The sequence below is a fragment of the Pseudomonas sp. CYM-20-01 genome (assembly GCF_023169845.1).
GTDB lineage: Bacteria > Pseudomonadota > Gammaproteobacteria > Pseudomonadales > Pseudomonadaceae > Aquipseudomonas > Aquipseudomonas azotoformans.
In genome coordinates, this window is the sequence record NZ_AP025169.1 from 334,296 (window position 1) to 358,098 (window position 23,803).

At 57.1% G+C, this 23,803-nt stretch carries 14 protein-coding genes, 2 tRNA genes and 4 rRNA genes; 15 read left to right on the forward strand and 5 right to left on the reverse strand.

Going from position 1 to position 23,803, the window contains the following annotated elements:
- The first annotated feature begins 150 nt into the window (after positions 1-150).
- The 9 genes from M2497_RS01525 to M2497_RS01565 all read left to right on the forward strand — a co-directional run bounded on the left by M2497_RS01525 (position 151) and on the right by M2497_RS01565 (position 10,797).
- The gene (locus tag M2497_RS01525) at positions 151-1,332 is read left to right on the forward strand and encodes an acyl-CoA dehydrogenase (protein ID WP_010207882.1); all 1,182 of its coding nucleotides are present in this window, start codon (positions 151-153) and stop codon (positions 1,330-1,332) included.
- Positions 1,333-1,344: 12 nt separating this feature from the next.
- Positions 1,345-2,565: a CaiB/BaiF CoA-transferase family protein gene (locus tag M2497_RS01530; RefSeq protein WP_248485591.1), complete on the forward strand. Its 1,221-nt coding sequence runs from the start codon at positions 1,345-1,347 to the stop codon at positions 2,563-2,565.
- Between the two features lie 629 nt (positions 2,566-3,194).
- Positions 3,195-4,731: ribosomal RNA gene (locus tag M2497_RS01535) — 16S ribosomal RNA — on the forward strand.
- Positions 4,732-4,813: 82 nt separating this feature from the next.
- Positions 4,814-4,890 (forward strand) — tRNA-Ile (locus M2497_RS01540).
- Between the two features lie 30 nt (positions 4,891-4,920).
- A tRNA-Ala gene (locus M2497_RS01545) sits at positions 4,921-4,996 on the forward strand.
- A gap of 249 nt (positions 4,997-5,245) precedes the next feature.
- Positions 5,246-8,137 (forward strand): 23S ribosomal RNA (locus tag M2497_RS01550).
- A gap of 155 nt (positions 8,138-8,292) precedes the next feature.
- Positions 8,293-8,408: ribosomal RNA gene (rrf, locus tag M2497_RS01555) — 5S ribosomal RNA — on the forward strand.
- A gap of 109 nt (positions 8,409-8,517) precedes the next feature.
- A 5S ribosomal RNA gene (gene rrf, locus M2497_RS01560) occupies positions 8,518-8,633 on the forward strand.
- The 16S, 23S and 5S rRNA genes sit together here with 2 tRNA genes alongside, the layout of an rRNA operon.
- Before the next feature lie 283 nt (positions 8,634-8,916).
- The gene (locus tag M2497_RS01565; RefSeq protein ID WP_071489588.1) at positions 8,917-10,797 is read left to right on the forward strand and encodes a methyl-accepting chemotaxis protein; all 1,881 of its coding nucleotides are present in this window, start codon (positions 8,917-8,919) and stop codon (positions 10,795-10,797) included.
- A gap of 44 nt (positions 10,798-10,841) precedes the next feature.
- On the opposite strand, the gene M2497_RS01570 is transcribed toward M2497_RS01565, so the two are convergent.
- From M2497_RS01570 to M2497_RS01590, 5 genes are all read right to left on the reverse strand, one after another.
- A complete protein-coding gene (locus tag M2497_RS01570) occupies positions 10,842-11,300 on the reverse strand; it encodes an SRPBCC family protein (protein ID WP_248485592.1) in 459 nt (152 codons plus the stop codon).
- A gap of 18 nt (positions 11,301-11,318) precedes the next feature.
- Positions 11,319-14,696, reverse strand: a complete 3,378-nt coding sequence (locus M2497_RS01575) for an amino acid adenylation domain-containing protein (RefSeq protein ID WP_248485593.1) — start codon at positions 14,694-14,696, stop codon at positions 11,319-11,321.
- Entirely contained in the window at positions 14,693-15,640 is a 948-nt protein-coding gene (locus tag M2497_RS01580) for a diiron oxygenase (protein ID WP_248485594.1), read from the reverse strand. The genes M2497_RS01575 and M2497_RS01580 overlap by 4 nt, the downstream gene beginning before the upstream one ends.
- The gene (locus M2497_RS01585; RefSeq protein ID WP_248485595.1) at positions 15,637-16,395 is read right to left on the reverse strand and encodes a DUF3050 domain-containing protein; all 759 of its coding nucleotides are present in this window, start codon (positions 16,393-16,395) and stop codon (positions 15,637-15,639) included. Before M2497_RS01585 ends, M2497_RS01580 begins: the two co-directional genes overlap by 4 nt.
- Before the next feature lie 316 nt (positions 16,396-16,711).
- Positions 16,712-17,422 carry a GntR family transcriptional regulator gene (locus M2497_RS01590; RefSeq protein ID WP_248485596.1) on the reverse strand — a complete coding sequence of 237 codons (711 nt, stop codon included), beginning with the start codon at positions 17,420-17,422 and terminating at the stop codon, positions 16,712-16,714.
- A 366-nt stretch (positions 17,423-17,788) separates the two neighbouring features.
- Between M2497_RS01590 and M2497_RS01595 the strand changes: the two genes are divergently transcribed.
- The 6 genes from M2497_RS01595 (at position 17,789) to M2497_RS01620 (ending at position 23,790) form a co-directional block, all read left to right on the forward strand.
- A complete protein-coding gene (locus M2497_RS01595; protein WP_248485597.1) occupies positions 17,789-18,682 on the forward strand; it encodes a TauD/TfdA family dioxygenase in 894 nt (297 codons plus the stop codon).
- A gap of 26 nt (positions 18,683-18,708) precedes the next feature.
- On the forward strand, positions 18,709-19,560 hold the full coding sequence (locus M2497_RS01600; protein WP_248485598.1) for an ABC transporter ATP-binding protein: 852 nt from the start codon (positions 18,709-18,711) through the stop codon (positions 19,558-19,560).
- A 12-nt stretch (positions 19,561-19,572) separates the two neighbouring features.
- A complete protein-coding gene (locus M2497_RS01605) occupies positions 19,573-20,421 on the forward strand; it encodes an ABC transporter permease (RefSeq protein ID WP_248485599.1) in 849 nt (282 codons plus the stop codon).
- Positions 20,422-20,552: 131 nt separating this feature from the next.
- On the forward strand, positions 20,553-21,179 hold the full coding sequence (locus tag M2497_RS01610; RefSeq protein ID WP_248485600.1) for a TonB family protein: 627 nt from the start codon (positions 20,553-20,555) through the stop codon (positions 21,177-21,179).
- 52 nt (positions 21,180-21,231) lie between these two features.
- Positions 21,232-22,152, forward strand: coding sequence for a LysR family transcriptional regulator (locus M2497_RS01615; protein ID WP_248485601.1), 921 nt, complete (start codon positions 21,232-21,234; stop codon positions 22,150-22,152).
- Between the two features lie 102 nt (positions 22,153-22,254).
- The gene (locus M2497_RS01620) at positions 22,255-23,790 is read left to right on the forward strand and encodes an MFS transporter (protein ID WP_248485602.1); all 1,536 of its coding nucleotides are present in this window, start codon (positions 22,255-22,257) and stop codon (positions 23,788-23,790) included.
- The last annotated feature ends 13 nt before the right edge of the window (positions 23,791-23,803 follow it).

The window sequence follows — 23,803 nt, forward strand, 5'->3', positions numbered from 1 at the left end:
TCCTCACTTGCCAAGGCGCATATACGCCATTTTTGGCTTTTTCGAAGTGAGAAATTAGCACAACCCTATGCGGAAACCTCGTTTGCCCTACGCGATTGCCGGGCCTAGGCTGCTTCCACGACTTCCGACTTCTTCCGCGAGGACTTATTCATGGCTGGCAAGGCAAGCTTCAACTGGATCGATCCACTGCTGCTGGATCAACAGCTCACCGAAGAAGAGCGCATGGTGCGCGACAGTGCTGAGCAATTTGCCCAGGACAAGTTGGCGCCACGCGTGCTCGAAGCTTTCCGCCATGAAAAGACTGACCCTGCGATTTTCCGCGAGATGGGCGAGACCGGCCTGCTCGGCGCGATGATTCCCGAGCAGTACGGTGGCAGTGGCTTGAATTACGTCAGTTATGGGTTGATTGCGCGTGAGGTGGAGCGTGTCGACTCGGGCTATCGTTCGATGATGAGTGTGCAGTCGTCACTGGTCATGGTGCCGATCAATGAATTCGGCACCGAGGCGCAGAAGCAGAAGTACCTGCCGAAGTTGGCCTCTGGTGAATGGATCGGTTGTTTTGGTCTGACAGAGCCTAACCACGGTTCCGACCCTGGCGCGATGATCACTCGTGCCCGCAAGGTAGAGGGTGGGTACAGCCTGACGGGCGCAAAGATGTGGATCACCAATAGCCCGATCGCGGATGTGTTTGTGGTGTGGGGCAAGGACGATGCTGGCGACATCCGTGGTTTTGTCCTGGAGAAAGGCTGGAAGGGTCTGAGCGCTCCGGCGATTCACGGTAAGGTCGGGCTGCGCGCCTCCATTACTGGTGAAATCGTCATGGACAACGTGTTCGTGCCGGAAGAGAACATCTTCCCGGACGTGCGCGGCTTGAAGGGGCCTTTCACTTGCCTTAACTCTGCACGCTATGGCATCTCCTGGGGCGCGTTGGGGGCCGCCGAGTTCTGCTGGCACACCGCTCGCCAGTACACGCTTGATCGCCAACAGTTCGGCCGTCCATTGGCGGCGACTCAGTTGATCCAGAAGAAGCTGGCAGACATGCAGACCGAGATCACCCTGGCTCTGCAGGGCTGTCTGCGCCTGGGGCGCATGAAGGACGAAGGTACGGCGGCGGTTGAGATCACTTCCATCATGAAGCGTAACTCGTGCGGCAAATCCCTGGATATCGCACGCATGGCCAGGGACATGTTGGGCGGCAATGGTATTTCCGACGAGTTCGGGGTGGCGCGTCATCTGGTCAACCTCGAGGTGGTCAACACCTATGAGGGTACTCATGACGTGCACGCCTTGATTCTGGGGCGCGCGCAGACCGGTCTTCAGGCGTTCTATTAATAGGAGCACGGCATGGGCGCGCTTTCGCATCTGCGGGTGCTGGATTTATCGCGAGTACTGGCGGGCCCTTGGTCCGGGCAGATCCTTGCGGACCTTGGGGCTGAGGTGATCAAGGTCGAACGGCCGGGCAGCGGCGATGATACGCGCGCCTGGGGGCCGCCCTTCCTTAAGGATGCCTATGGTGAGAACACCAGTGAGGCGGCGTATTACCTGTCGGCCAATCGCAATAAGGAGTCGGTGACAATCGACTTCACGCGGCCTGAGGGACAGGCGCTGGTGCGTGAGCTGGCGGCCAAGTCGGACATCCTGATAGAGAACTTCAAGGTGGGTGGTCTCGCGGCTTACGGGCTGGACTATGAATCGCTCAAGGAGATCAACCCGGAGCTGATCTACTGCTCGATTACAGGGTTTGGACAGACGGGTCCCTATGCGGCGCGTGCTGGTTATGACTTCATGATTCAGGGCCTGGGCGGGCTTATGAGTCTGACTGGCCGTCCGGAGGGAGAAGACGGTGCAGGGCCGGTGAAGGTGGGGGTGGCACTGACTGACATCCTCACGGGGCTTTACTCGACCGTGGCGATATTGGCGGCACTGGCTCATCGGGATCATGATGGAGGCGGGCAACATATCGATATGGCATTGCTGGATGTACAGGTGGCATGCCTGGCCAACCAGGCGATGAATTACCTGACGACGGGTGTGCCACCAAAGCGTCTGGGTAACGCCCATCCGAATATCGTGCCTTACCAGGACTTTCCCACGGCCGATGGCGACTTCATCCTGACGGTGGGTAATGACGGGCAGTTCCGCAAGTTTGCTGAAGTGGCTGGGCAGCCACAGTGGGCAGTTGATCCGCGCTTCTCTACTAATAAGGTGCGGGTGGCCAATCGGGCGGAGCTGATTCCTCTGATACGTCAGGCTACGGTGTTCAAGACGACGGCGGAGTGGGTGTCGCAGTTGGAGCGGGTGGGTGTGCCTTGTGGGCCGATCAATGATCTGGCGCAGGTGTTTGCCGATCCTCAGGTGAAGGCGCGTGGGCTGGCGATGGCGCTGCCTCATTCGTTGGCAGGGATGGTGCCTCAGGTTGCCAGCCCGATAAGGTTGTCCAAGACGCCGGTGGAGTACCGTAGTGCGCCTCCTCTGCTGGGAGAGCATACGGCCAAGGTGCTTCAGGAAGTATTGGGGTTGGGGGTGGCGAATGTGGTCGCATTGAAGGCTGCGGGCGTCATCTGAATCCTGTCTTCTATATAGAGGGCGTTAACGGCACTTTATTGGTGGTTTTTTAATCAACGCTAACTAATTGATAGAAAAGCAAAATTAAGGGTTGACGGCAGATTCTGGAAGTCTATAATTCGCCCCACTTCCGGCGCAGTCGAAACGGAAAACTCCTTGGTAAACAAAGAGTTATGCAGAATTCGACAGCGAGTTGCTTCAGTTCATCGAAGCCCAGAAGGAGTTGGTAGAGCAGTGTTGTCTGGCTCTATTAACGTTTCGATCCTCTCGGTCGAAAGCGGAGAAAAAGAGGTGTTGACAGCAGCGTGTAACGCTGTAGAATTCGCCTCCCGCTAACGAGAGATCGGAAGCGCAAGTGGTTGAAGTTGTTGAAGAAATCTTCGAAAACTTCTGAAAATAATCACTTGACAGCAAATGAGGCTGCTGTAGAATGCGCGCCTCGGTTGAGACGAAAGATCTTAACCAACCGCTCTTTAACAACTGAATCAAGCAATTCGTGTGGGTGCTTGTGGAGTCAGACTGATAGTCAACAAGATTATCAGCATCACAAGTTACTCCGCGAGAAATCAAAGATGTAACCAACGATTGCTGAGCCAAGTTTAGGGTTTCTTAAAAACCCAAAGATGTTTGAACTGAAGAGTTTGATCATGGCTCAGATTGAACGCTGGCGGCAGGCCTAACACATGCAAGTCGAGCGGTAGAGAGAAGCTTGCTTCTCTTGAGAGCGGCGGACGGGTGAGTAATGCCTAGGAATCTGCCTGGTAGTGGGGGATAACGTTCGGAAACGAACGCTAATACCGCATACGTCCTACGGGAGAAAGCAGGGGACCTTCGGGCCTTGCGCTATCAGATGAGCCTAGGTCGGATTAGCTAGTTGGTGAGGTAATGGCTCACCAAGGCGACGATCCGTAACTGGTCTGAGAGGATGATCAGTCACACTGGAACTGAGACACGGTCCAGACTCCTACGGGAGGCAGCAGTGGGGAATATTGGACAATGGGCGAAAGCCTGATCCAGCCATGCCGCGTGTGTGAAGAAGGTCTTCGGATTGTAAAGCACTTTAAGTTGGGAGGAAGGGCAGTTACCTAATACGTGATTGTTTTGACGTTACCGACAGAATAAGCACCGGCTAACTCTGTGCCAGCAGCCGCGGTAATACAGAGGGTGCAAGCGTTAATCGGAATTACTGGGCGTAAAGCGCGCGTAGGTGGTTTGTTAAGTTGGATGTGAAATCCCCGGGCTCAACCTGGGAACTGCATTCAAAACTGACTGACTAGAGTATGGTAGAGGGTGGTGGAATTTCCTGTGTAGCGGTGAAATGCGTAGATATAGGAAGGAACACCAGTGGCGAAGGCGACCACCTGGACTAATACTGACACTGAGGTGCGAAAGCGTGGGGAGCAAACAGGATTAGATACCCTGGTAGTCCACGCCGTAAACGATGTCAACTAGCCGTTGGAAGCCTTGAGCTTTTAGTGGCGCAGCTAACGCATTAAGTTGACCGCCTGGGGAGTACGGCCGCAAGGTTAAAACTCAAATGAATTGACGGGGGCCCGCACAAGCGGTGGAGCATGTGGTTTAATTCGAAGCAACGCGAAGAACCTTACCAGGCCTTGACATCCAATGAACTTTCTAGAGATAGATTGGTGCCTTCGGGAACATTGAGACAGGTGCTGCATGGCTGTCGTCAGCTCGTGTCGTGAGATGTTGGGTTAAGTCCCGTAACGAGCGCAACCCTTGTCCTTAGTTACCAGCACGTAATGGTGGGCACTCTAAGGAGACTGCCGGTGACAAACCGGAGGAAGGTGGGGATGACGTCAAGTCATCATGGCCCTTACGGCCTGGGCTACACACGTGCTACAATGGTCGGTACAGAGGGTTGCCAAGCCGCGAGGTGGAGCTAATCCCATAAAACCGATCGTAGTCCGGATCGCAGTCTGCAACTCGACTGCGTGAAGTCGGAATCGCTAGTAATCGCGAATCAGAATGTCGCGGTGAATACGTTCCCGGGCCTTGTACACACCGCCCGTCACACCATGGGAGTGGGTTGCACCAGAAGTAGCTAGTCTAACCTTCGGGAGGACGGTTACCACGGTGTGATTCATGACTGGGGTGAAGTCGTAACAAGGTAGCCGTAGGGGAACCTGCGGCTGGATCACCTCCTTAATCGACGACATCAGCTGCTCCATAAGTTCCCACACGAATTGCTTGATTCATTGAAGAAGACGATAAGAAGCAGCCCGAAATTGGGTCTGTAGCTCAGTTGGTTAGAGCGCACCCCTGATAAGGGTGAGGTCGGCAGTTCGAATCTGCCCAGACCCACCAATTTTGTGTGGGAAACGCCTGTAGAAATACGGGGCCATAGCTCAGCTGGGAGAGCGCCTGCCTTGCACGCAGGAGGTCAACGGTTCGATCCCGTTTGGCTCCACCACTACTGCTTCTGAAAGTTTTGAAAGCTTAGAAATGAGCATTCCACCAAGACGGTGATGAATGTTGATTTCTAGTCTTTGATTAGATCGTTCTTTAAAAATTTGGGTATGTGATAGAAAGATAGACTGAACGTTACTTTCACTGGTAGCGGATCAGGCTAAGGTAAAATTTGTGAGTTCTCTTAGTTGAGAAATTCGAATTTTCGGCGAATGTCGTCTTCACAGTATAACCAGATTGCTTGGGGTTATATGGTCAAGTGAAGAAGCGCATACGGTGGATGCCTTGGCAGTCAGAGGCGATGAAAGACGTGGTAGCCTGCGAAAAGCTTCGGGGAGTCGGCAAACAGACTTTGATCCGGAGATGTCTGAATGGGGGAACCCAGCCATCATAAGATGGTTATCTTGTACTGAATACATAGGTGCAAGAGGCGAACCAGGGGAACTGAAACATCTAAGTACCCTGAGGAAAAGAAATCAACCGAGATTCCCTTAGTAGTGGCGAGCGAACGGGGACTAGCCCTTAAGTGGCTTTGAGATTAGCGGAACGCTCTGGAAAGTGCGGCCATAGTGGGTGATAGCCCTGTACGCGAAAATCTCTTAGTCATGAAATCGAGTAGGACGGAGCACGAGAAACTTTGTCTGAATATGGGGGGACCATCCTCCAAGGCTAAATACTACTGACTGACCGATAGTGAACTAGTACCGTGAGGGAAAGGCGAAAAGAACCCCGGAGAGGGGAGTGAAATAGATCCTGAAACCGTATGCGTACAAGCAGTGGGAGCAGACTTTGTTCTGTGACTGCGTACCTTTTGTATAATGGGTCAGCGACTTATTTTCAGTGGCGAGCTTAACCGAATAGGGGAGGCGTAGCGAAAGCGAGTCTTAATAGGGCGTCTAGTCGCTGGGAATAGACCCGAAACCGGGCGATCTATCCATGGGCAGGTTGAAGGTTGGGTAACACTAACTGGAGGACCGAACCGACTACCGTTGAAAAGTTAGCGGATGACCTGTGGATCGGAGTGAAAGGCTAATCAAGCTCGGAGATAGCTGGTTCTCCTCGAAAGCTATTTAGGTAGCGCCTCATGTATCACTGTAGGGGGTAGAGCACTGTTTCGGCTAGGGGGTCATCCCGACTTACCAAACCGATGCAAACTCCGAATACCTACAAGTGCCGAGCATGGGAGACACACGGCGGGTGCTAACGTCCGTCGTGAAAAGGGAAACAACCCAGACCGTCAGCTAAGGTCCCAAAGTTATGGTTAAGTGGGAAACGATGTGGGAAGGCTTAGACAGCTAGGAGGTTGGCTTAGAAGCAGCCACCCTTTAAAGAAAGCGTAATAGCTCACTAGTCGAGTCGGCCTGCGCGGAAGATGTAACGGGGCTCAAACCATACACCGAAGCTACGGGTATCACGTAAGTGATGCGGTAGAGGAGCGTTCTGTAAGCCTGTGAAGGTGAGTTGAGAAGCTTGCTGGAGGTATCAGAAGTGCGAATGCTGACATGAGTAACGACAATGGGTGTGAAAAACACCCACGCCGAAAGACCAAGGTTTCCTGCGCAACGTTAATCGACGCAGGGTTAGTCGGTCCCTAAGGCGAGGCTGAAAAGCGTAGTCGATGGAAAACAGGTTAATATTCCTGTACTTCTGGTTATTGCGATGGAGGGACGGAGAAGGCTAGGCCAGCTTGGCGTTGGTTGTCCAAGTTTAAGGTGGTAGGCTGAGATCTTAGGTAAATCCGGGATCTTAAGGCCGAGAGCTGATGACGAGTTACCTTTTAGGTAACGAAGTGGTTGATGCCATGCTTCCAAGAAAAGCTTCTAAGCTTCAGGTAACCAGGAACCGTACCCCAAACCGACACAGGTGGTTGGGTAGAGAATACCAAGGCGCTTGAGAGAACTCGGGTGAAGGAACTAGGCAAAATGGCACCGTAACTTCGGGAGAAGGTGCGCCGGTGAGGGTGAAGGACTTGCTCCGTAAGCTCATGCCGGTCGAAGATACCAGGCCGCTGCGACTGTTTATTAAAAACACAGCACTCTGCAAACACGAAAGTGGACGTATAGGGTGTGACGCCTGCCCGGTGCCGGAAGGTTAATTGATGGGGTTAGCTAACGCGAAGCTCTTGATCGAAGCCCCGGTAAACGGCGGCCGTAACTATAACGGTCCTAAGGTAGCGAAATTCCTTGTCGGGTAAGTTCCGACCTGCACGAATGGCGTAACGATGGCGGCGCTGTCTCCACCCGAGACTCAGTGAAATTGAAATCGCTGTGAAGATGCAGTGTATCCGCGGCTAGACGGAAAGACCCCGTGAACCTTTACTATAGCTTTGCACTGGACTTTGAATTTGCTTGTGTAGGATAGGTGGGAGGCTTTGAAGCGTGGACGCCAGTTCGCGTGGAGCCATCCTTGAAATACCACCCTGGCAACTTTGAGGTTCTAACTCAGGTCCGTTATCCGGATCGAGGACAGTGTATGGTGGGTAGTTTGACTGGGGCGGTCTCCTCCTAAAGAGTAACGGAGGAGTACGAAGGTGCGCTCAGACCGGTCGGAAATCGGTCGTAGAGTATAAAGGCAAAAGCGCGCTTGACTGCGAGACAGACACGTCGAGCAGGTACGAAAGTAGGTCTTAGTGATCCGGTGGTTCTGTATGGAAGGGCCATCGCTCAACGGATAAAAGGTACTCCGGGGATAACAGGCTGATACCGCCCAAGAGTTCATATCGACGGCGGTGTTTGGCACCTCGATGTCGGCTCATCACATCCTGGGGCTGAAGCCGGTCCCAAGGGTATGGCTGTTCGCCATTTAAAGTGGTACGCGAGCTGGGTTTAGAACGTCGTGAGACAGTTCGGTCCCTATCTGCCGTGGACGTTTGAGATTTGAGAGGGGCTGCTCCTAGTACGAGAGGACCGGAGTGGACGAACCTCTGGTGTTCCGGTTGTCACGCCAGTGGCATTGCCGGGTAGCTATGTTCGGAATAGATAACCGCTGAAAGCATCTAAGCGGGAAACTAGCCTCAAGATGAGATCTCACTGGAACCTTGAGTTCCCTGAAGGGCCGTCGAAGACTACGACGTTGATAGGTTGGGTGTGTAAGCGCTGTGAGGCGTTGAGCTAACCAATACTAATTGCCCGTGAGGCTTGACCATATAACACCCAAGCAATTTGACTACTCTAACGAGCATCAGATTGCGGTGTGTGAAGACGAAATGAACCGAAAGTTCGATGTTCACAAAACACCGAAAGCTGTCACATACCCAATTTGCTGAAGCGAGGCCCAGGCCACGACTCAGTACCCGAATTTCTTGACGACCATAGAGCATTGGAACCACCTGATCCCATCCCGAACTCAGCAGTGAAACGATGCATCGCCGATGGTAGTGTGGGGTTTCCCCATGTGAGAGTAGGTCATCGTCAAGATTAAATTCCAGAACCCCTGATTGCTAACGCAGTCAGGGGTTTTGTTTATGTAGAAGTCCATGAATTTCATCGGCACGTTGCCAACCCAACGGTCCGGTACACAGAATTTCTTGACGACCATAGAGCATTGGAACCACCTGATCCCATCCCGAACTCAGCAGTGAAACGATGCATCGCCGATGGTAGTGTGGGGTTTCCCCATGTGAGAGTAGGTCATCGTCAAGATTTAATTCCGAAACCCCTGTCTGCTAACGCAGACAGGGGTTTTGTCGTTTGGGGCCATAAGTCACCACAATTTGTCGTTTCCTCACACATGCCTACCGCTGGTCAGTTTCCTGCTTAAAAATCAGAAACATCCCACAATTTTCTAAGCTTTGCCGCGGCTTGGCCGAAAGCCTGACGAGCCATGCGTGCACCGAAATAGAGCGGCCCCAGAAGCTGCCTATACCGTTACATGGAATGTTCCACTCGGCACGCTCACCCCCCTTTGGCAAAAGAAGTCGATGAAATGAATCTCAAGTTCAGTCATAAAATTCTGTTGGCCGCGTCAGGCGTTGTGGTTCTGGCCTTCGCGTTATTCACCCTCTACAACGACTATCTGCAGCGCAGCACGATCAAGCAGAACCTGGAGTCGTCCATCCAGCAATCCGGTGAACTCACTGCCAGCAGTGTGCAGAACTGGCTTAGTGGCCGAATATTGGTACTCGAGAGCCTTACGCAAAACGTTGCTCACCAAGGCAGTGGTGCCGACCTTCCTGGCCTGGTCGATCAGCCAGCGTTCACTGATAACTTCCAGTTCACCTATGTTGGCCAAACCAATGGTGTGTTTACCCAACGTCCTGACGCAAAAATGCCCGATGGCTACGACCCCCGTCAGCGTCCCTGGTACAAACAGGCAGTAGCAGCAGATAAACCCATGCTTACCCCACCCTATATGGCAGCGGTGGGTGGGCAGATCGTGACCATCGCCATGCCGGTGAAAAAGAACGGCGAGTTGCTCGGTGTGGTCGGCGGTGACCTGAGCCTGCAGACCTTGGTGAAGATCATTAACTCGGTGGATTTTGGCGGCATTGGCCATGCGTTCCTGGTCAGTGGCGACGGGCAAGTCATCGTCAGTCCCGATCAGGACCAGGTGATGAAAAACCTCAAGGACATCTACCCCGGCACTCAAGTGCGCATTGAGAAGGTCAGTCAGGACGTCGTTCTCAATGGCCAGGACCGAATCTTGTCATTCACCCCTATCAGCGGCTTGCCAGGCGCGGATTGGTATATCGGCCTGTCGATTGATAAAGACAAAGCCTACGCACCGCTGGGCAAATTCCGGACATCTGCGTTGATTGCCATGTTGATCGCCGTGGTTGCGATTGCCGTGCTCCTGAGCTTGCTGATTCAAGTCTTGCTGCGACCCCTGACCACTATGGGCGTGGCGATGCAGGATATCGCCCAGGGCGAGGGTGACCTGACCCGTCGTCTGGCGGTCACCAGCAAGGACGAATTTGGCGAAGTCGGCAGTGCGTTCAATCAGTTCGTAGAGCGCATCCATGCGTCGATTTCGGAAGTGTCCTCGGCTACGCGCCAGGTGCATGACTTGTCCCAGCGTGTGATGGCTTCGTCCAATGCGTCTATCGTCGGTTCCGACGAGCAAAGCGCGCGCACTAACAGCGTCGCCGCAGCGATCAATGAACTGGGTGCCGCCACCCAGGAAATCGCGCGCAACGCCGCCGATGCGTCACAACACGCCAGTGGTGCCAGCGAGCAGGCCGACGATGGCCGCAAAGTGGTCGAGCAGACCATCCTTGCCATGTCGGAGTTGTCGCAGAAGATCAGCTTGTCCTGCACCCAGATTGAAACCCTGAACGCCAGCACCGACAACATCGGTCACATCCTTGATGTGATCAAAGGCATCTCCCAGCAAACCAACTTGCTGGCGCTTAACGCTGCCATCGAGGCGGCCCGAGCCGGTGAGGCCGGGCGAGGCTTTGCGGTGGTCGCCGACGAGGTACGTAACCTCGCTCACCGCACCCAGGAGTCAGCCGAGGAGATCCACAAAATGATCACTTCGCTGCAAGTGGGCTCGCGTGAAGCGGTGACTACCATGAATGCCAGCCAGGCCTCCAGCGAGGAAAGCGTAGAGGTCGCGAACCAGGCCGGTGAGCGCCTGGTCAGCGTGACCCAGCGAATCGTTGAGATCGACGGCATGAACCAGTCCGTCGCCGCAGCCACTGAAGAGCAGACGGCCGTGGTGGAAACCCTCAATGTGGACATCAACCAGATCAACTTGCTGAACCAGCAGGGCGTGGCCAATCTCAATGAAACCCTGAAGGATTGCGATGCCCTGTCGCAGCAGGCCAATCGTTTGAAGCAGTTGGTCGATAGCTTCAAGATCTGACCCGCTGATTCATTGGCAGGGGCGCATCGCGTCGCTCCTGCCGCTTAGCTGAGTATTCGGCGGACATTGTCCAGGGCGCTGTTGGCGAAGTCTTGCACAAACTGTTCGAACCCTGTGTTCGCCGTCTCTGTGGGCTCTGCAATAATTGTCCACATCACCTTGGAGCGCTCAGCTTCAAGTGCTTCCACTTGGATCGCCGCCCATAGTCTGGCCACACCCAGGGTGTTGTAGATCGTGGTCCAGGTCATGTGCATAGCCTGCTCGTCCCGGCTATTGAGTTGCTCCACTACACAATTGCCATCGCGGAAGAATTTTGTCCGCAAGGCGCCCACGCCTGAGCCCATCATTTCGATATGGCTCAAGTCCGGAATGAACATATCGAAGCCGGCAAATCGCCCCACCATGTCCCACAGGCGAGAGGCGGAACAGTTGACCGCAACAGAAGCCACTATCGGTAGGCCACTCGGGTTGCGGATTAACGTATCGGGTTGCAGCAGTTTCATGAGGTTGTCCTGGGGTGTTCAAAGAAAGCCGATGGCCTTGAGGTAATTGCAGCCTTTGCTCAACAGTGCCGTGTCCTTTGCGGGGTAGTGTTCACCCATCTGCTGGACACCTAGTCGCGCGTTGTCGTAACGAATCATTGAAGTGTCCCCGATGTCTTCGTCGAGGCGGTCGAGGTAAAAACCGAGCACGCCAAACAGTGCGTTGTCCTGGCTTACCGTTCGCAGCGCCTGCTGCCATTGCGCGATGCCCACTCGCTTGAAGCGATGGCCCGCCCGACTGAACGCATCCAGGTAGTGCGCCCAGCTCAACGGTTGTGGGTTATGCAGGTTGAACACACTTCGGCTGGCGTGAAAGCGGGTGCTGTGGAATGCAACGAAGCGCGCCAGAAAGTCCACCGGCATCAGGTCGAAGTTCAGCGCCAAACGGGGCAGCAGGCCCAGTTGCAGTGACCCCTTGAGCATCAGCATCAGGCGATTTTTTTGCGGCTGGCACGCACCGTTCTGGCTGTTGAAGCTGATATTGCCGGGACGATGGATATTCACCCAGGCACCACGCGCCACCGCATGCCCCAATTGCCGCTCCGCAACCCATTTGGATAGGTTGTAGCCATTCTTGATGTACAGCGGCAGCGTGGTAGAGGCGGGTGATTCGAGGACATAGCCCTGCGAGTCGACACTGCTCGAGGCCGACAGTGTCGAGATAAAGTTGAAGACTTTCTTGCGGTGGGTTTCACACAAGCGCAGGCATTCGCGTATGGGGTCAACGTTGTCCCGCGTCAGTGATGCATAGTCCATCACGTGATTGACCCGCGCCGCGTTGTGGACCAGCACGCCGAAGTCTCTGGCGAGAGACTCATACACAACGTCAGCCAGGCCCAATCGAGGTTGGCTGATATCGGCCGTATATACCTTCACTCGGCTCAGGTCCACATGCTCCAGGCGGTATTCATGTAGCGCCTGGATGAGTCGTGACATTGGCGACCGCCCCGGCTCCTCCCGTACCAGGCACGCCACCTCGGTTGCACCAGCGGCCAGTAACGCTTCGACGATATGGACACCCACAAAGCTATTGGCTCCGGTCACGATCACTTTGTGCGGATCACCTGCACGGTCCTCAGGCAACGTGTCGAGCACCCACTCCGATTGAGCATCACGGGCCGCGCGGCCAGATCCTGCATCGGGTCGTTCACCGTTCTCCACCAGCGTTGCGAGCGTACGAATCGTCGGCACTTCAATAAAGTGACTCAACACAAAGCTACGGCCGAACTGCTCGCGTACGCGCAGCAGCAAGGTCGATAGCAAAATCGAATGCCCGCCGAGATCAAAGAAGCTCTGGTCAATAGATAGATTACCTGCGGGCACCGCCAGCAACTCGCTCCACAAGCGGGACAACCGAAGGTGAAGCGGAGTTTTTGCGGTACTGCCGACAGCTTGCAACGCAGACCGGACCGGTAGTGCCAGCAATGCCTGCCGGTCGACTTTTCCATTGACGGAGCACGGCAGGTAGGGCAAGACCTCCCAGAAGCCCGGCTGCATGTAGTCTGGCAGCCATTGCCGTGCATGGTGCTTCAGGGCGGCCACGCTCGCGTGTGGTTCAGGCTGGGCGACGTAGCCGCGGATCCTGCTGTCCCGGTCGATTACTACCGCCACCTGGCGATACAGCCGACTATCGCGCAGACACTGCTCAATCTCCTGCGGCTCGACCCGAAAACCGCGAATTTTCACTTGGTCATCGCGCCGCCCACCCAGCACGATCCCGTCGGCGGTCCACCGTGCCAGGTCGCCACTGCGGTAGGCCCGCAGTGGCGGAGCTCCTGGTATTGCCAGTTCCACGAAAGGACTGGCACGCGGCTGCGACGTGCCCACATACCCCAGGCTGACTCCGGGGCCGACAATGTACACCTCGCCCATTACCTCTTCATCCACCGGTTGCAGAGCGTCATCGAGGATCAGCACCTGGCTGTTGGCGATGGGGTAGCCGAGGTTGCGGTTGCAGTCACCGGGGTGCAGTGTCCGCTGGGTGATCAGCACCGTGGTCTCCGTAGGGCCGTAGAGGTTGTGAAACCGGCACTGCCCGGCCAGGCGTTCGATGACATGGGGTTCGCACACATCGCCGCCGGTCAGCAGGTGCGTCAGGCCCAATGGTTGATCAAGCGGCAGAATGCTCAGCAGCGCAGGCGGCAAAAAGGCATGGGTGACGTGCTGCTGGTGGAGCAAACCCAGCAGTTGTTCAGGGGCTCGCCGTTGCTCGGCACTGGGGACGATCAATTCGGCACCCGCTATCAGGGCAGGGAAAATATCGATCAGCGATGAATCGAAGCTCAACGACGAAAACTGCAGGACTCGGCTCTGGTCATCCAGGTTCATAAAGGAGCTGAACCAGGCCGTGAAATGCGCCAGGTTTGCCTGGCTGAGCAGCACGCCCCTGGGTTGGCCTGTGGAGCCCGACGTAAAGAGCGTCATGCAGGGCGCATCAGGGTGGGGGCGAGCTGGCATCAACGCAAGCGTGAGGTCGACATGCCGAAGGTCAGGACGGGTGACATCCAGCGCAGTGAAGTGCGCTCGCAAAGGATGTTGGCCGGCGTCCAGCAACACACGCGCCCCGGCGGTCTCGAGCATGACTTGATGGCGTTGTGGCGGGTGGTCCGGGCCCAGCGGCAGATACACCGCCCCACAGCCCAGCACCGCAAGGATACTGGCGTACAACTCGATGGATTTTTCCAGGCACACGCCAACCACGGGCGGGGGCTGCGTATTGCCCAGCAAGGGGGGTAACTGTTGCTGGATCGTGAGGGCCTGGACGTGCAGCTCGCGGTAAGTCACTACGCTACCGGCGATCCTCAGCGCCGGTCGATCCGCAAACCTATGGAGGCTCGCCTGCACCCTTTCGATCACGGGCACTTGGGCTTCGCGCATTACCGCGGGATCTTCGGTACGGTTGAATCGATGGACAAATGCCAGCGCATCAAGCGCGTCCAACCCGTGCTCTGGCCAGTCATTGGCAACGGCACTCTCGGAGAAATACCCAGGGTCCCGCGAGAAACGACTGACGTGCAGCGCGACCCATTCCACCAATGCGTGGCTCACTTGCTGGCGTAACCGTTGCCCGTTGCCCGTGGGCTCTTCGGCGATGTCCAGGGCTCCCGACAAGCGCCGGTTGGCCCCATAGGCGCGCAGCTGCAGCGGGGGTAGTCCGCAGTCGGATACCGGGCCAACGCCCAGGCGCAGGCTCAACGCAGAGATTGGGTCTGCCGGGTCCCGCAGCGGCTGACATCCGTCATCTATCCACAGGTCGACGCCTTCATCGCTCGAGACATGCCCATGCTGTTCCAGCTCCCGTCTGATGGCGTCCAAGGCGCTGCTGGCACCGGAAAATCCGATTGTCAGGCGCTTCATGTCGCTTCCCCGGGCATCGGCAAATAGTCTTTCAACGCGTGCACCACACTCGGCGTCTGCAGCAAACCGCTGTGTTGCAGGAAGCCAAGGATATTGCTCAACAGCGGGTGCCGGCGAGTGATCGGGAAGGTGAGCGCGGCGATTTCATTGCGCAACGCGTTGCGCAGGCTGGCGTCGATATCGAGGTGTTCGATCAAGTGAAGGTCAAAGTCTTTTTGCAGATCGTTCGTCAGATACTGAGCCAGGAACGCCGGCAGTACCTTGGCAATACTGTCGCGATCGTCCGCGTTCGCGGCTTGCCAATACAGGCGTACAAGTCGCGTCCAGAATTGCGCGTGGCGGCCTTCATCAAACAGGTGGTCGGCCATCAAGCCACGGATGGAGGCTTTGACACTGCTGTCCTTGGAGAATGCCGCTACATCATGGGTCACCGTGTTTTCGGCGATGGCCACCGCAATCAGTTCTACTGCATCGTGCAGATGGGCTGGCGCCTGGGCTTGTGCTGTCGGCAGTGCGCGGCTCAATTCGATTTGCCTGGGCAGCTCCAACGGCTGTATGCCGGTCATGGCCACGGTTTGCTGCAGGAAATCCAGTGCGACCAGCGCGTGGTAGTCCTCGTCCACGACGACGGTCATCGCATCAACGCGGCAGGCCAGCGGGAAGGGGATCGAGAAGCGGTTCTTGGCAATGCTGCGCGCAGTCTTGTCGACGATCTCGGTCTCGAATATCACCACGTCGTTGATGAACTTGTAGAAGCTCTGCACCAGCACGAAATCGCGCCACTGCGGGCAGTGTTCGAGAAAGGTCGCGCTGAGTACCAAGGGCTGGCGGCACAGTGGGTAAATCAGCTTGTCATCGTTTTCCAGTAAGCGGCGAGGACGTGTACGGATGGTTGCACGGCGCTCCCAGTCGTCGGCAATGGATGTGTAGTCGCCGGTGTTCATGGACGCACCTCTTGCAACGAGGCCTGAACCTCATCCCAGAGCGCGATACGGCCTTCCATGGCGGCAAGGGCTGCGTCGTGGGCCTGTTGCGCGTGCGCCGGGTCAGCGCTGACGAGGCGTTCGAGCAGCTGCTCGGCGGCCGGCCCATGGTCCTGGGTGTCCATCTCGATGTGACGCTTGAGGTAAGCGCGCAAGGTAGGCGCCTGGCGATGGATGAGTTCATTGGATTGCAGGATGCGCTGGAACATTGCCGGGATGACGTGCTCGCGTCCGTGCAGGAAGGTTGCAGCCACACAGTGGGTCGGTGCATTCAGCGCGAGGTTCAAGGTGTCGCTGACGAAGCGAACCACGCCAGGAAGAACCTCGACTTCCTGTAAGGCAGCGTGTGCTTCCAGGCCTTGGCGTTGCAGTGTAATAAAGTGGTTAATAGACGCGGTGTTGGCACCCACTTCTGCCATCGCCTCCAAGTACAGTTCGAAGTGGCTGCAATAACCTTTCGCGGGATGTTCGTCTGACTCCTCGCCTAATACGATCTCGTTGATCAGACGTGCGGCCTGCGGGTCTGGCGGTGGCAGCCAAGGCAGGCGCGTACAGGTCAAATCCTGTTGCAGGCGTTTGGCGAGGGTCATGAAGTCCCAGACTGCAAATACATGGCTTTCCATGAAAAGTTGTAACTTTCGTACGGAAGTTGTTTCTGAAAATAACGAATGACTGCATAACTGCAGTTTTGCTGTTTCAAGTAACGGTTGATGCATGGTTGATGCCTATGAGTTGTTGCGTCTGCTGTGTAAGCAGCGATGAATTTTTTGTGGTTGGCAAGGGCTCAGCTGTTGTTAAAAGGCTGCTGGCGTGCGGGATCGCTGAATGTGAAGGATGTCGGGGCTGTTAATAAAATATAATAAGCGGGTTAAACAAGTTGGCGAACATACAAATATGTTAGAAGTTTTTCTAAATAATATTGATGTAAGTTGGATTCTTTGTTGTAAGTGGGAAGTTTCCTTGGGGCGACGCGCTAACCGTGAGTCAGGACGCCCCGCCACCGGAAAGGTCGGGGCAGGAGAGCCGTGTGCCTTATTGCGTATCTTTGTTGCCTTGGGCGTCCAGGCCACTGAGGTACGCCGTGATCACTTCCATGCCCCGCATCAAGTGATTGCGCAGTGTCAGGATGCTTTCCTGGGTTTTCTTCTTGGCCACCAGGTTCAGCAGTTCGCGGTGGTCTTCCTGGGACGTCTCGCCCAGCCCCATGGCCTCAAGGTTGTAACGCAGGAAACGCTCCTCTTCGTTCAACCCGTGCTCCACCAATTTGAGTAGCCGCTGGTTCGGGGCCCTGCCATATAAGGCCATGTGAAACAGTCGATTGAGGCGGCCCATTTCGGCGTAGTCTTTTTCCTGCTCAAGAGCACAGATGATTGCGTCCGCCTCGGCAATATCGGCCTCGGTGAGTAAAGGAATCGACAAGCGCAGCGCTTCAGACTCCAGCAGCATTCGCAGTTCATAGGTTTCGGCCGAGTTATCCTCGATCAAGGGTGCAACCACGGCGCCTTTGTGCGTTACCACATGCAGCAGTGATTGGGCTTCCAACTGGCGCAAGGCTTCCCGCACCGGCATGCGGCTGACTCCGAACAGGCTGGCCAGTTCCTGTTGGCGCATAGCGGTACCGCAGGGCAATCGACCATCCAGGATGGCGTTGCGCAAGGTTTCTTCAATCACGGAACGAGCAAGATGCGCGGGAATAGGACCGCTTATCTTGATGCTGTTCAAAGGGGTCGGCTTCTGCGTCACGGTTACGCTATCCTCCTTTTTCTAATTGGGTGGCTAATTGGATCCAATGCACACTAGAGACTGCCCATAAGCTTGTCAAACGAGCACGGTTTCGGCTTGTAAGCGGCTCAACATCATGCTCCCAGCGCCCACAGCCGGTATTTATGGCGTCTTACGCAACCAGGTTCATTGAGCCTGCTTCAGCAGTTACCAATGGCAACAGCAGCAGCTATGGACTCAACACTTTACCGTTGCAGTTTATTCCCCAAGTGCCAGGAGGTATGAGTTCTCATGGGACTTTCCCGTATATAGATATTCATTATCAGTATTTAAACTGAGGTTCTTATATCTATAAAGTCGCTCTCCTGACTGACCGGGAGTGACCTCATGTCCGCCACCTCTACTGTTCCAACAGCGACCGCCACCGCCCAAACCTTCGAGATTCTGCCTTTTTCCGGCAGCGTCGGTGCCCAGATCATTGGCCTGGACTTGTCGCGCCCGGTCAGCGAGCAGGATTTTGCGCGAATTCACCGTGCGCACCTGGACCATCACGTTGTGGTGTTCCGTGACCAGCGGATCACCCCCGAACAGCAGATCGCCTTCAGTCGCCGTTTTGGTGTGCTGCAGATCCATGTGCTCAAACAGTTCCTGCTGGCCAACCACCCGGAAATCCTGATCGTCTCCAACATCATTGAAAACGGCCAATCCATCGGCCTGGGAGACGCAGGCAAATTCTGGCATTCGGATCTGTCTTACAAAGAGCTGCCCAGCCTGGGCTCAATGTTGCACGCCCAAGAACTGCCGTCTGAAGGCGGCGATACCCTGTTCGCCGACATGCACAAAGCCTGGGACCAGTTGCCCGAGCACCTGCGTAAAGCTGTCGAGGGCCGCAGTGCCGCGCATTCCTACACCGCGCGTTACAGCGAAACCAAATTCGAAGGCAACTGGCGCCCCACGCTGACCCCTGAGCAGCTTGCCCAAGTCGCGGAAGTCGTGCACCCCATCGTGCGCACCCACCCGGAAAACGGCCGCAAGGCACTCTTCGTCAGTGAAGGGTTCACCACCCGCATCGTCGGCCTGCCGGAAGACGAGAGCCGCGACCTGCTGGCCCAGCTCTACGCCTACAGCGTGTTGCCACACAACATCTACCGTCACCAATGGCAGCCCCACGACCTGGTGTTCTGGGACAACCGCTCGCTGATCCACCTGGCTGCCGGCTGCCCGAGCCACCTGCGCCGTAAGCTGTTTCGCACCACCATCCAGGGCGATGCGCCTTTCTGATCCCCATTTGCGCCAAGTGAGATGAAATGAACATGCCCCTGCAAGGCCACGCGGCCAGCACTCTGAACACGGCGCAGCCGCTGCTGGCGGTGGATAACGTCAGCCTGGAATACCGCACGCCCGAGCGGGTGGTGCGGGCCACCCACCAAGTGAGTTTCGAGATCGACCCGGCTGACCGCTACGTGCTGCTCGGCCCTTCGGGCTGTGGCAAATCCACCTTGCTCAAGTCTATCGCCGGGTTTATCAAACCCTGCGAAGGCGAGATCCGCCTGTTGGGGCAAAAGGTCGAGCAACCCGGCCCGGATCGCATCGTGGTGTTCCAGGAATTCGACCAGTTGCCGCCGTGGAAAACCGTCAAGCAGAACGTGATGTTCCCGCTGCTGGCCTCGAAAACCTTGAAGCGCGGCGAAGCCGAAGAACGCGCGCTGCACTACCTCGACAAAGTCGGCCTCAGCGCCTTTGCCGATGCCTATCCACACACCCTTTCCGGCGGCATGAAAGCCCGCGTCGCCATCGCCCGTGCCCTGGCCATGCAGCCGAAAATCCTGTTGATGGACGAGCCCTTCGCCGCCCTCGACGCCCTGACTCGACGCAAGATGCAGGAAGAGTTGCTGCTGCTCTGGGAAGAGGTGCGCTTCACCCTGTTGTTCGTCACGCACTCCATTGAAGAAGCGCTGGTAGTGGGCAATCGCATCCTGTTGCTGTCGCCTCATCCCGGGCGTGTACGTGCGGAGGTCCACAGCCATCAATACGACCTGCACAGCCTCGGGGGCGTGGCGTTCCAGGCATCGGCGCGGCGCATTCATCGTTTGCTGTTCGATGAAGCGCCCCAGGTTGGACGTGAGTTGGGTTTCGCCGATATCCGCATCGCTTACTGAAGGGTCAACCCAATGCGCCAGGAATTTGAAATCTCCCTAGAACCGCTGCTCAGTGTCCCCGTGGAACGCGAGTTGCCCTTGCGTCAACGCCTCTGGCAACAAGGCTGGCTGCGCAAAGGCCTGATCCTGATTGTGCTCGCGGTCCTCTGGGAAGCCGTTGCGCGCTACCAGGACAACGACCTGCTGTTGCCGAGTTTCTTGCAGACCTTTCACGCGCTGTACGACGGCCTGCTCAGTGGTGAATTGCTCAGCAAAGTCAGCATCTCGCTGGCCGTGCTGATCAAAGGCTACTTGATCGGTATCGTGCTGGCGTTCGCCCTGACCACCCTGGCGGTGTCGACCCAACTGGGCCGCGATTTGCTCAGTACGCTGACTTCAATGTTCAACCCGCTGCCTGCCATCGCGTTGTTACCGCTGGCGCTACTGTGGTTTGGCCTGGGGCAGAACAGCCTGATCTTCGTGCTGGTGCATTCGGTGCTGTGGGCGCTGGCGCTCAATACCTATTCGGGGTTCCTCGGCGTGTCCGAAACCCTGCGCATGGCCGGTCGCAACTATGGCCTCAAGGGCATGCGTTTTGTGCTGTTCATCCTGATCCCGGCGGCGCTGCCGTCGATCCTCGCGGGCCTCAAGATCGGCTGGGCGTTCGCCTGGCGCACCTTGATCGCCGCCGAGTTGGTATTTGGTGCCACCAGCGGCAAGGGCGGCTTGGGTTGGTACATCTTCCAGAACCGCAACGAGCTGTACACCGACAAGGTATTCGCCGGGCTGGCGGTGGTGATCCTGATCGGGCTGCTGGTTGAAAACCTGGTGTTTGATACGTTCGAGCGTCTGACGGTCAAGCGCTGGGGTATGCAGCGTTGATCCCACGAGGCCATAAGAATCGTCGCTTTTAAATAGGAATGGTTGCTCTTTGCCCTGTCTGGCTTCGATAATCCCGTCCGAATTCGGCGCCGCGATGGCGTCGAACCGTTCTGGTAAAGGGATTTACGACGATGCGTTTTCTTGTCTTGGCAGCGGCTGTGTTGTTATCGACCTCGGTGTTGGCGGAGTTCGTACCCGAAGCAGTGTCCATGCCCAAGCCGCAATACCCGGCGTTCCTGACGTCCCTTCCGGGACATGCGCGCATCAGCTTGAACATCCACAGTGATGGTTCGGTCAGCGATGTAAAAGCGCTCAGCGCCACCAAGCCTGAGTTCGGCGCAGCCGCCGTGGCGGCGGCCCAACAATGGCGTTTCAAACCCTGGGCGGTGAATGCAGACCAGCCAGCGGTGATCGACGCGCAGAACGAAATGATCTTCACGCCTGAAGAGGTCAGGGCAACGAGTACTCAGCTGTCCTTTATGGAAACGACCTATCAGTCCTGCAGCGCGTTGAACGAAGAAGTCAGTCAGTTCCGCCGTAATCATCCTTCCCGTCCGCTCATCCAGATGAAGAGTTTTGCCATCACCCGTGTCGCTGTGATGTTCCCGGCATTGAGTGGTAAAAGCGGCTACGACGAAGGCCTGACCCGGGCCGACGAACTGGAAAGCGCGCTGCCGGACATTGTGCGCAAGTGCCAGGCGCACCCTAAATCCACCTTCGCGAAATACCTGCCCGTCAAACTGAGGCGCTACCTGTAAAGCCTGCTACGATTGCGCTCACTTCACGCCCCGTTGTTCACGAGTGCCTGGCATGCAACTACCGGACATGAACCTGCTGGTCGCCCTCGATGCCCTGCTCGATGAGGGCAGCGTAGTGGGCGCCGCGCGCCGCATGAACCTCAGCCCGGCGGCCATGAGCCGCACGCTCACGCGTATCCGCGAAGCGGTGGGGGACCCGATCCTGGTGCGCGCCGGCCGGGGTCTGGTGCCCACACCCAAGGCCCTGGAGTTGCAAGGCCAGGTGCGCAACGTGGTGGAGCAGGCGGCGCTGCTGTTCCGCTCGGCGGACCAGGTGGACCTGAGCACCCTGCGTCGCCGCTTCAGCGTGCGCGCCAATGACTTTTTCATCGGTGTGTATGGCGGGCGCCTGTTCGACACCATGGAGCGCATGGCCCCCTTTTGCGAGCTGTGCTTCGTGCCCGAAGGCAATACCGACGACGAGGCCCTGCGCGAAGGGCGCCTGGACCTGCGGGTGAGCAACACCATGCCCGCCAGCCCCGAAGTGAAAGTGCAGAACCTGTTTTCCACTACCTTCGTCGGCCTGGCGCGGGAAGATCACCCGCTGTTCGACGAAGAAATCACCGCTGCACGTTTCGCCAGCTATTCCCATATCAGCATCTCGCGGCGCGGCATTGCGCGGGGGCCGATCGACACCGCGCTGAATGCCCAGGGCCTGGAACGCCGTGTGGCGATGATCGCACCGGGCTTTCACGGTGCAATGTTCATGCTGCCCGATTCCGACCTGCTGCTGCCGGTGCCCAAGGAAGCGCTGCTGAGCGCGACGCGCCTGAAACTGCCACTGCGCGCCTTCGCCTTGCCGATCTCGTTGCCGACGCTGGTATTGGCCCAGTCCTGGCACCCGCGCTTCGACAAGGACCCTGCCCACAAATGGCTGCGTGAAACCATGCGCGAGAGTTGTCACGCCACGTGGCTCGAAGCGCAGCCCGTCTAATAGTTGCGTTTGGCGCACTTATATCCTTCCAACAAGTAACTTTTTGTCATGTGTGTGCCTGATTAAACTGCTCGGGTATTGATCATTCCGAGTTGCCTGTCCATGACGTCCCTCGCTGCCCCCACCCTTGCGGTCGCAGCCAAACCCACTGCCATGAACCCGCCCGTATTCGGCCCGCGCATCATCATTGGCCTGGTCGGCGTGTTGCTGGCGGTGCTGGTCTCCGGCCTCAACGAGATGGTCACCAAAGTGGCCCTCGCGGATATCCGTGGCGCGCTGTACATCGGGTTTGACGAAGGCACCTGGCTGGTCGCGGCCTACACCGCCACTTCCGTGGCGGCCATGGCCTTTGCGCCCTGGTGTTCGGTAACGTTTTCCCTGCGCCGCTTCACCCTTTGTGCCATCGGGTTGTTCACGGTGCTCGGCATCCTGTGCCCGTTCGCGCCGAACTACGAAAGCCTGCTGGTGCTGCGCACCGTGCAAGGCCTGGCCGGCGGCGCGTTGCCGCCGATGCTGATGACTGTGGCCCTGCGTTTCCTGCCGGCCAACGTCAAGCTGTACGGCCTGGCCGGCTACGCCCTCACCGCCACCTTCGGCCCGAGCCTGGGCACACCACTGGCGGCCTTGTGGACCGAGTACGTCGGCTGGCAGTGGGCGTTCTGGCAGATCGTTGCGCCGTGCCTGCTGGCCATGGCCGCCGTGGCCTACGGCCTGCCGCAAGACCCGTTGCGCCTGGAGCGCTTCAAACAGTTCAACTGGCGCGGCCTGTTGCTGGGCTTCCCGGCGATCTGCATGCTGGTGATCGGCATTCTGCAAGGCAACCGCCTGGACTGGTTCGAGTCGGGCCTGATCACCTTCCTGCTGTGTGGCGGCGGTGTGTTGCTGGTGCTGTTCATGCTCAACGAATGGTCGCAGCCCATACCCTTCTTCAAGCTGCAGATGCTCGGCCTGCGCAACCTCTCGTTCGCCCTGATTGTGCTGGCGGGCGTGCTGATGGTGCTGACCTCGGTGATCATCATCCCGTCGAGTTTTCTCGCCCAGGTGCAGGGTTACCGTCCACTGCAAACCGCGCCGGTGATGCTGCTGATGGCGATCCCGCAGTTGATCGCGCTGCCGTTGGTGGCGGCGCTGTGCAACCTGCGCTGGGTCGATTGCCGCTGGGTGCTGGGGATCGGCCTGGGCATGCTGGTGCTGTGCTGCGTGGGCAGTGCGCACCTGACGTCGGAATGGATTCGCGACGATTTCTACGGCCTGTACCTGCTGCAAATTTTCGGACAACCGATGGCCGTGCTGCCGCTGCTGATGCTTTCCACCGGCAGCATCCAGCCCATGGACGGGCCGTTCGCTTCGGCCTGGTTCAACACCATCAAGGGCCTGGCCGCCGTGATCGCCACGGGCGTGCTCGACACGCTGACCACCCAGCGCCTGCACTTCCACTCGACCATGCTGGTCGATCGTCTGGGCAATTCGCCCCTGGTCGACGGCGACGCGCCGGGCCTGGCGCACCGCCTGCACGAGCAGGCCGTGGTGCTGACCTCTTCGGATTTGTACTACGTCATGGCCGCGGTCGCGGTGGCGTTGATCCTGCTGATTTTCTGGATGCCCACGCGGATCTTTCCGCCACGCGCACCGACTTGATTGAAAGGACTGT

Coding starts and splice junctions, on each gene's coding strand:
- M2497_RS01525 (WP_010207882.1), top strand. CDS start 151: ATGGCTGGCAAGGCAAGCTTCAACTGGATCGATCCACTGCTGCTGGAT.
- M2497_RS01530 (WP_248485591.1), top strand. CDS start 1,345: ATGGGCGCGCTTTCGCATCTGCGGGTGCTGGATTTATCGCGAGTACTG.
- M2497_RS01565 (WP_071489588.1), top strand. CDS start 8,917: ATGAATCTCAAGTTCAGTCATAAAATTCTGTTGGCCGCGTCAGGCGTT.
- M2497_RS01570 (WP_248485592.1), bottom strand. CDS start 11,300: ATGAAACTGCTGCAACCCGATACGTTAATCCGCAACCCGAGTGGCCTA.
- M2497_RS01575 (WP_248485593.1), bottom strand. CDS start 14,696: ATGAAGCGCCTGACAATCGGATTTTCCGGTGCCAGCAGCGCCTTGGAC.
- M2497_RS01580 (WP_248485594.1), bottom strand. CDS start 15,640: ATGAACACCGGCGACTACACATCCATTGCCGACGACTGGGAGCGCCGT.
- M2497_RS01585 (WP_248485595.1), bottom strand. CDS start 16,395: ATGCATCAACCGTTACTTGAAACAGCAAAACTGCAGTTATGCAGTCAT.
- M2497_RS01595 (WP_248485597.1), top strand. CDS start 17,789: ATGTCCGCCACCTCTACTGTTCCAACAGCGACCGCCACCGCCCAAACC.
- M2497_RS01600 (WP_248485598.1), top strand. CDS start 18,709: ATGAACATGCCCCTGCAAGGCCACGCGGCCAGCACTCTGAACACGGCG.
- M2497_RS01605 (WP_248485599.1), top strand. CDS start 19,573: ATGCGCCAGGAATTTGAAATCTCCCTAGAACCGCTGCTCAGTGTCCCC.
- M2497_RS01610 (WP_248485600.1), top strand. CDS start 20,553: ATGCGTTTTCTTGTCTTGGCAGCGGCTGTGTTGTTATCGACCTCGGTG.
- M2497_RS01615 (WP_248485601.1), top strand. CDS start 21,232: ATGCAACTACCGGACATGAACCTGCTGGTCGCCCTCGATGCCCTGCTC.
- M2497_RS01620 (WP_248485602.1), top strand. CDS start 22,255: ATGACGTCCCTCGCTGCCCCCACCCTTGCGGTCGCAGCCAAACCCACT.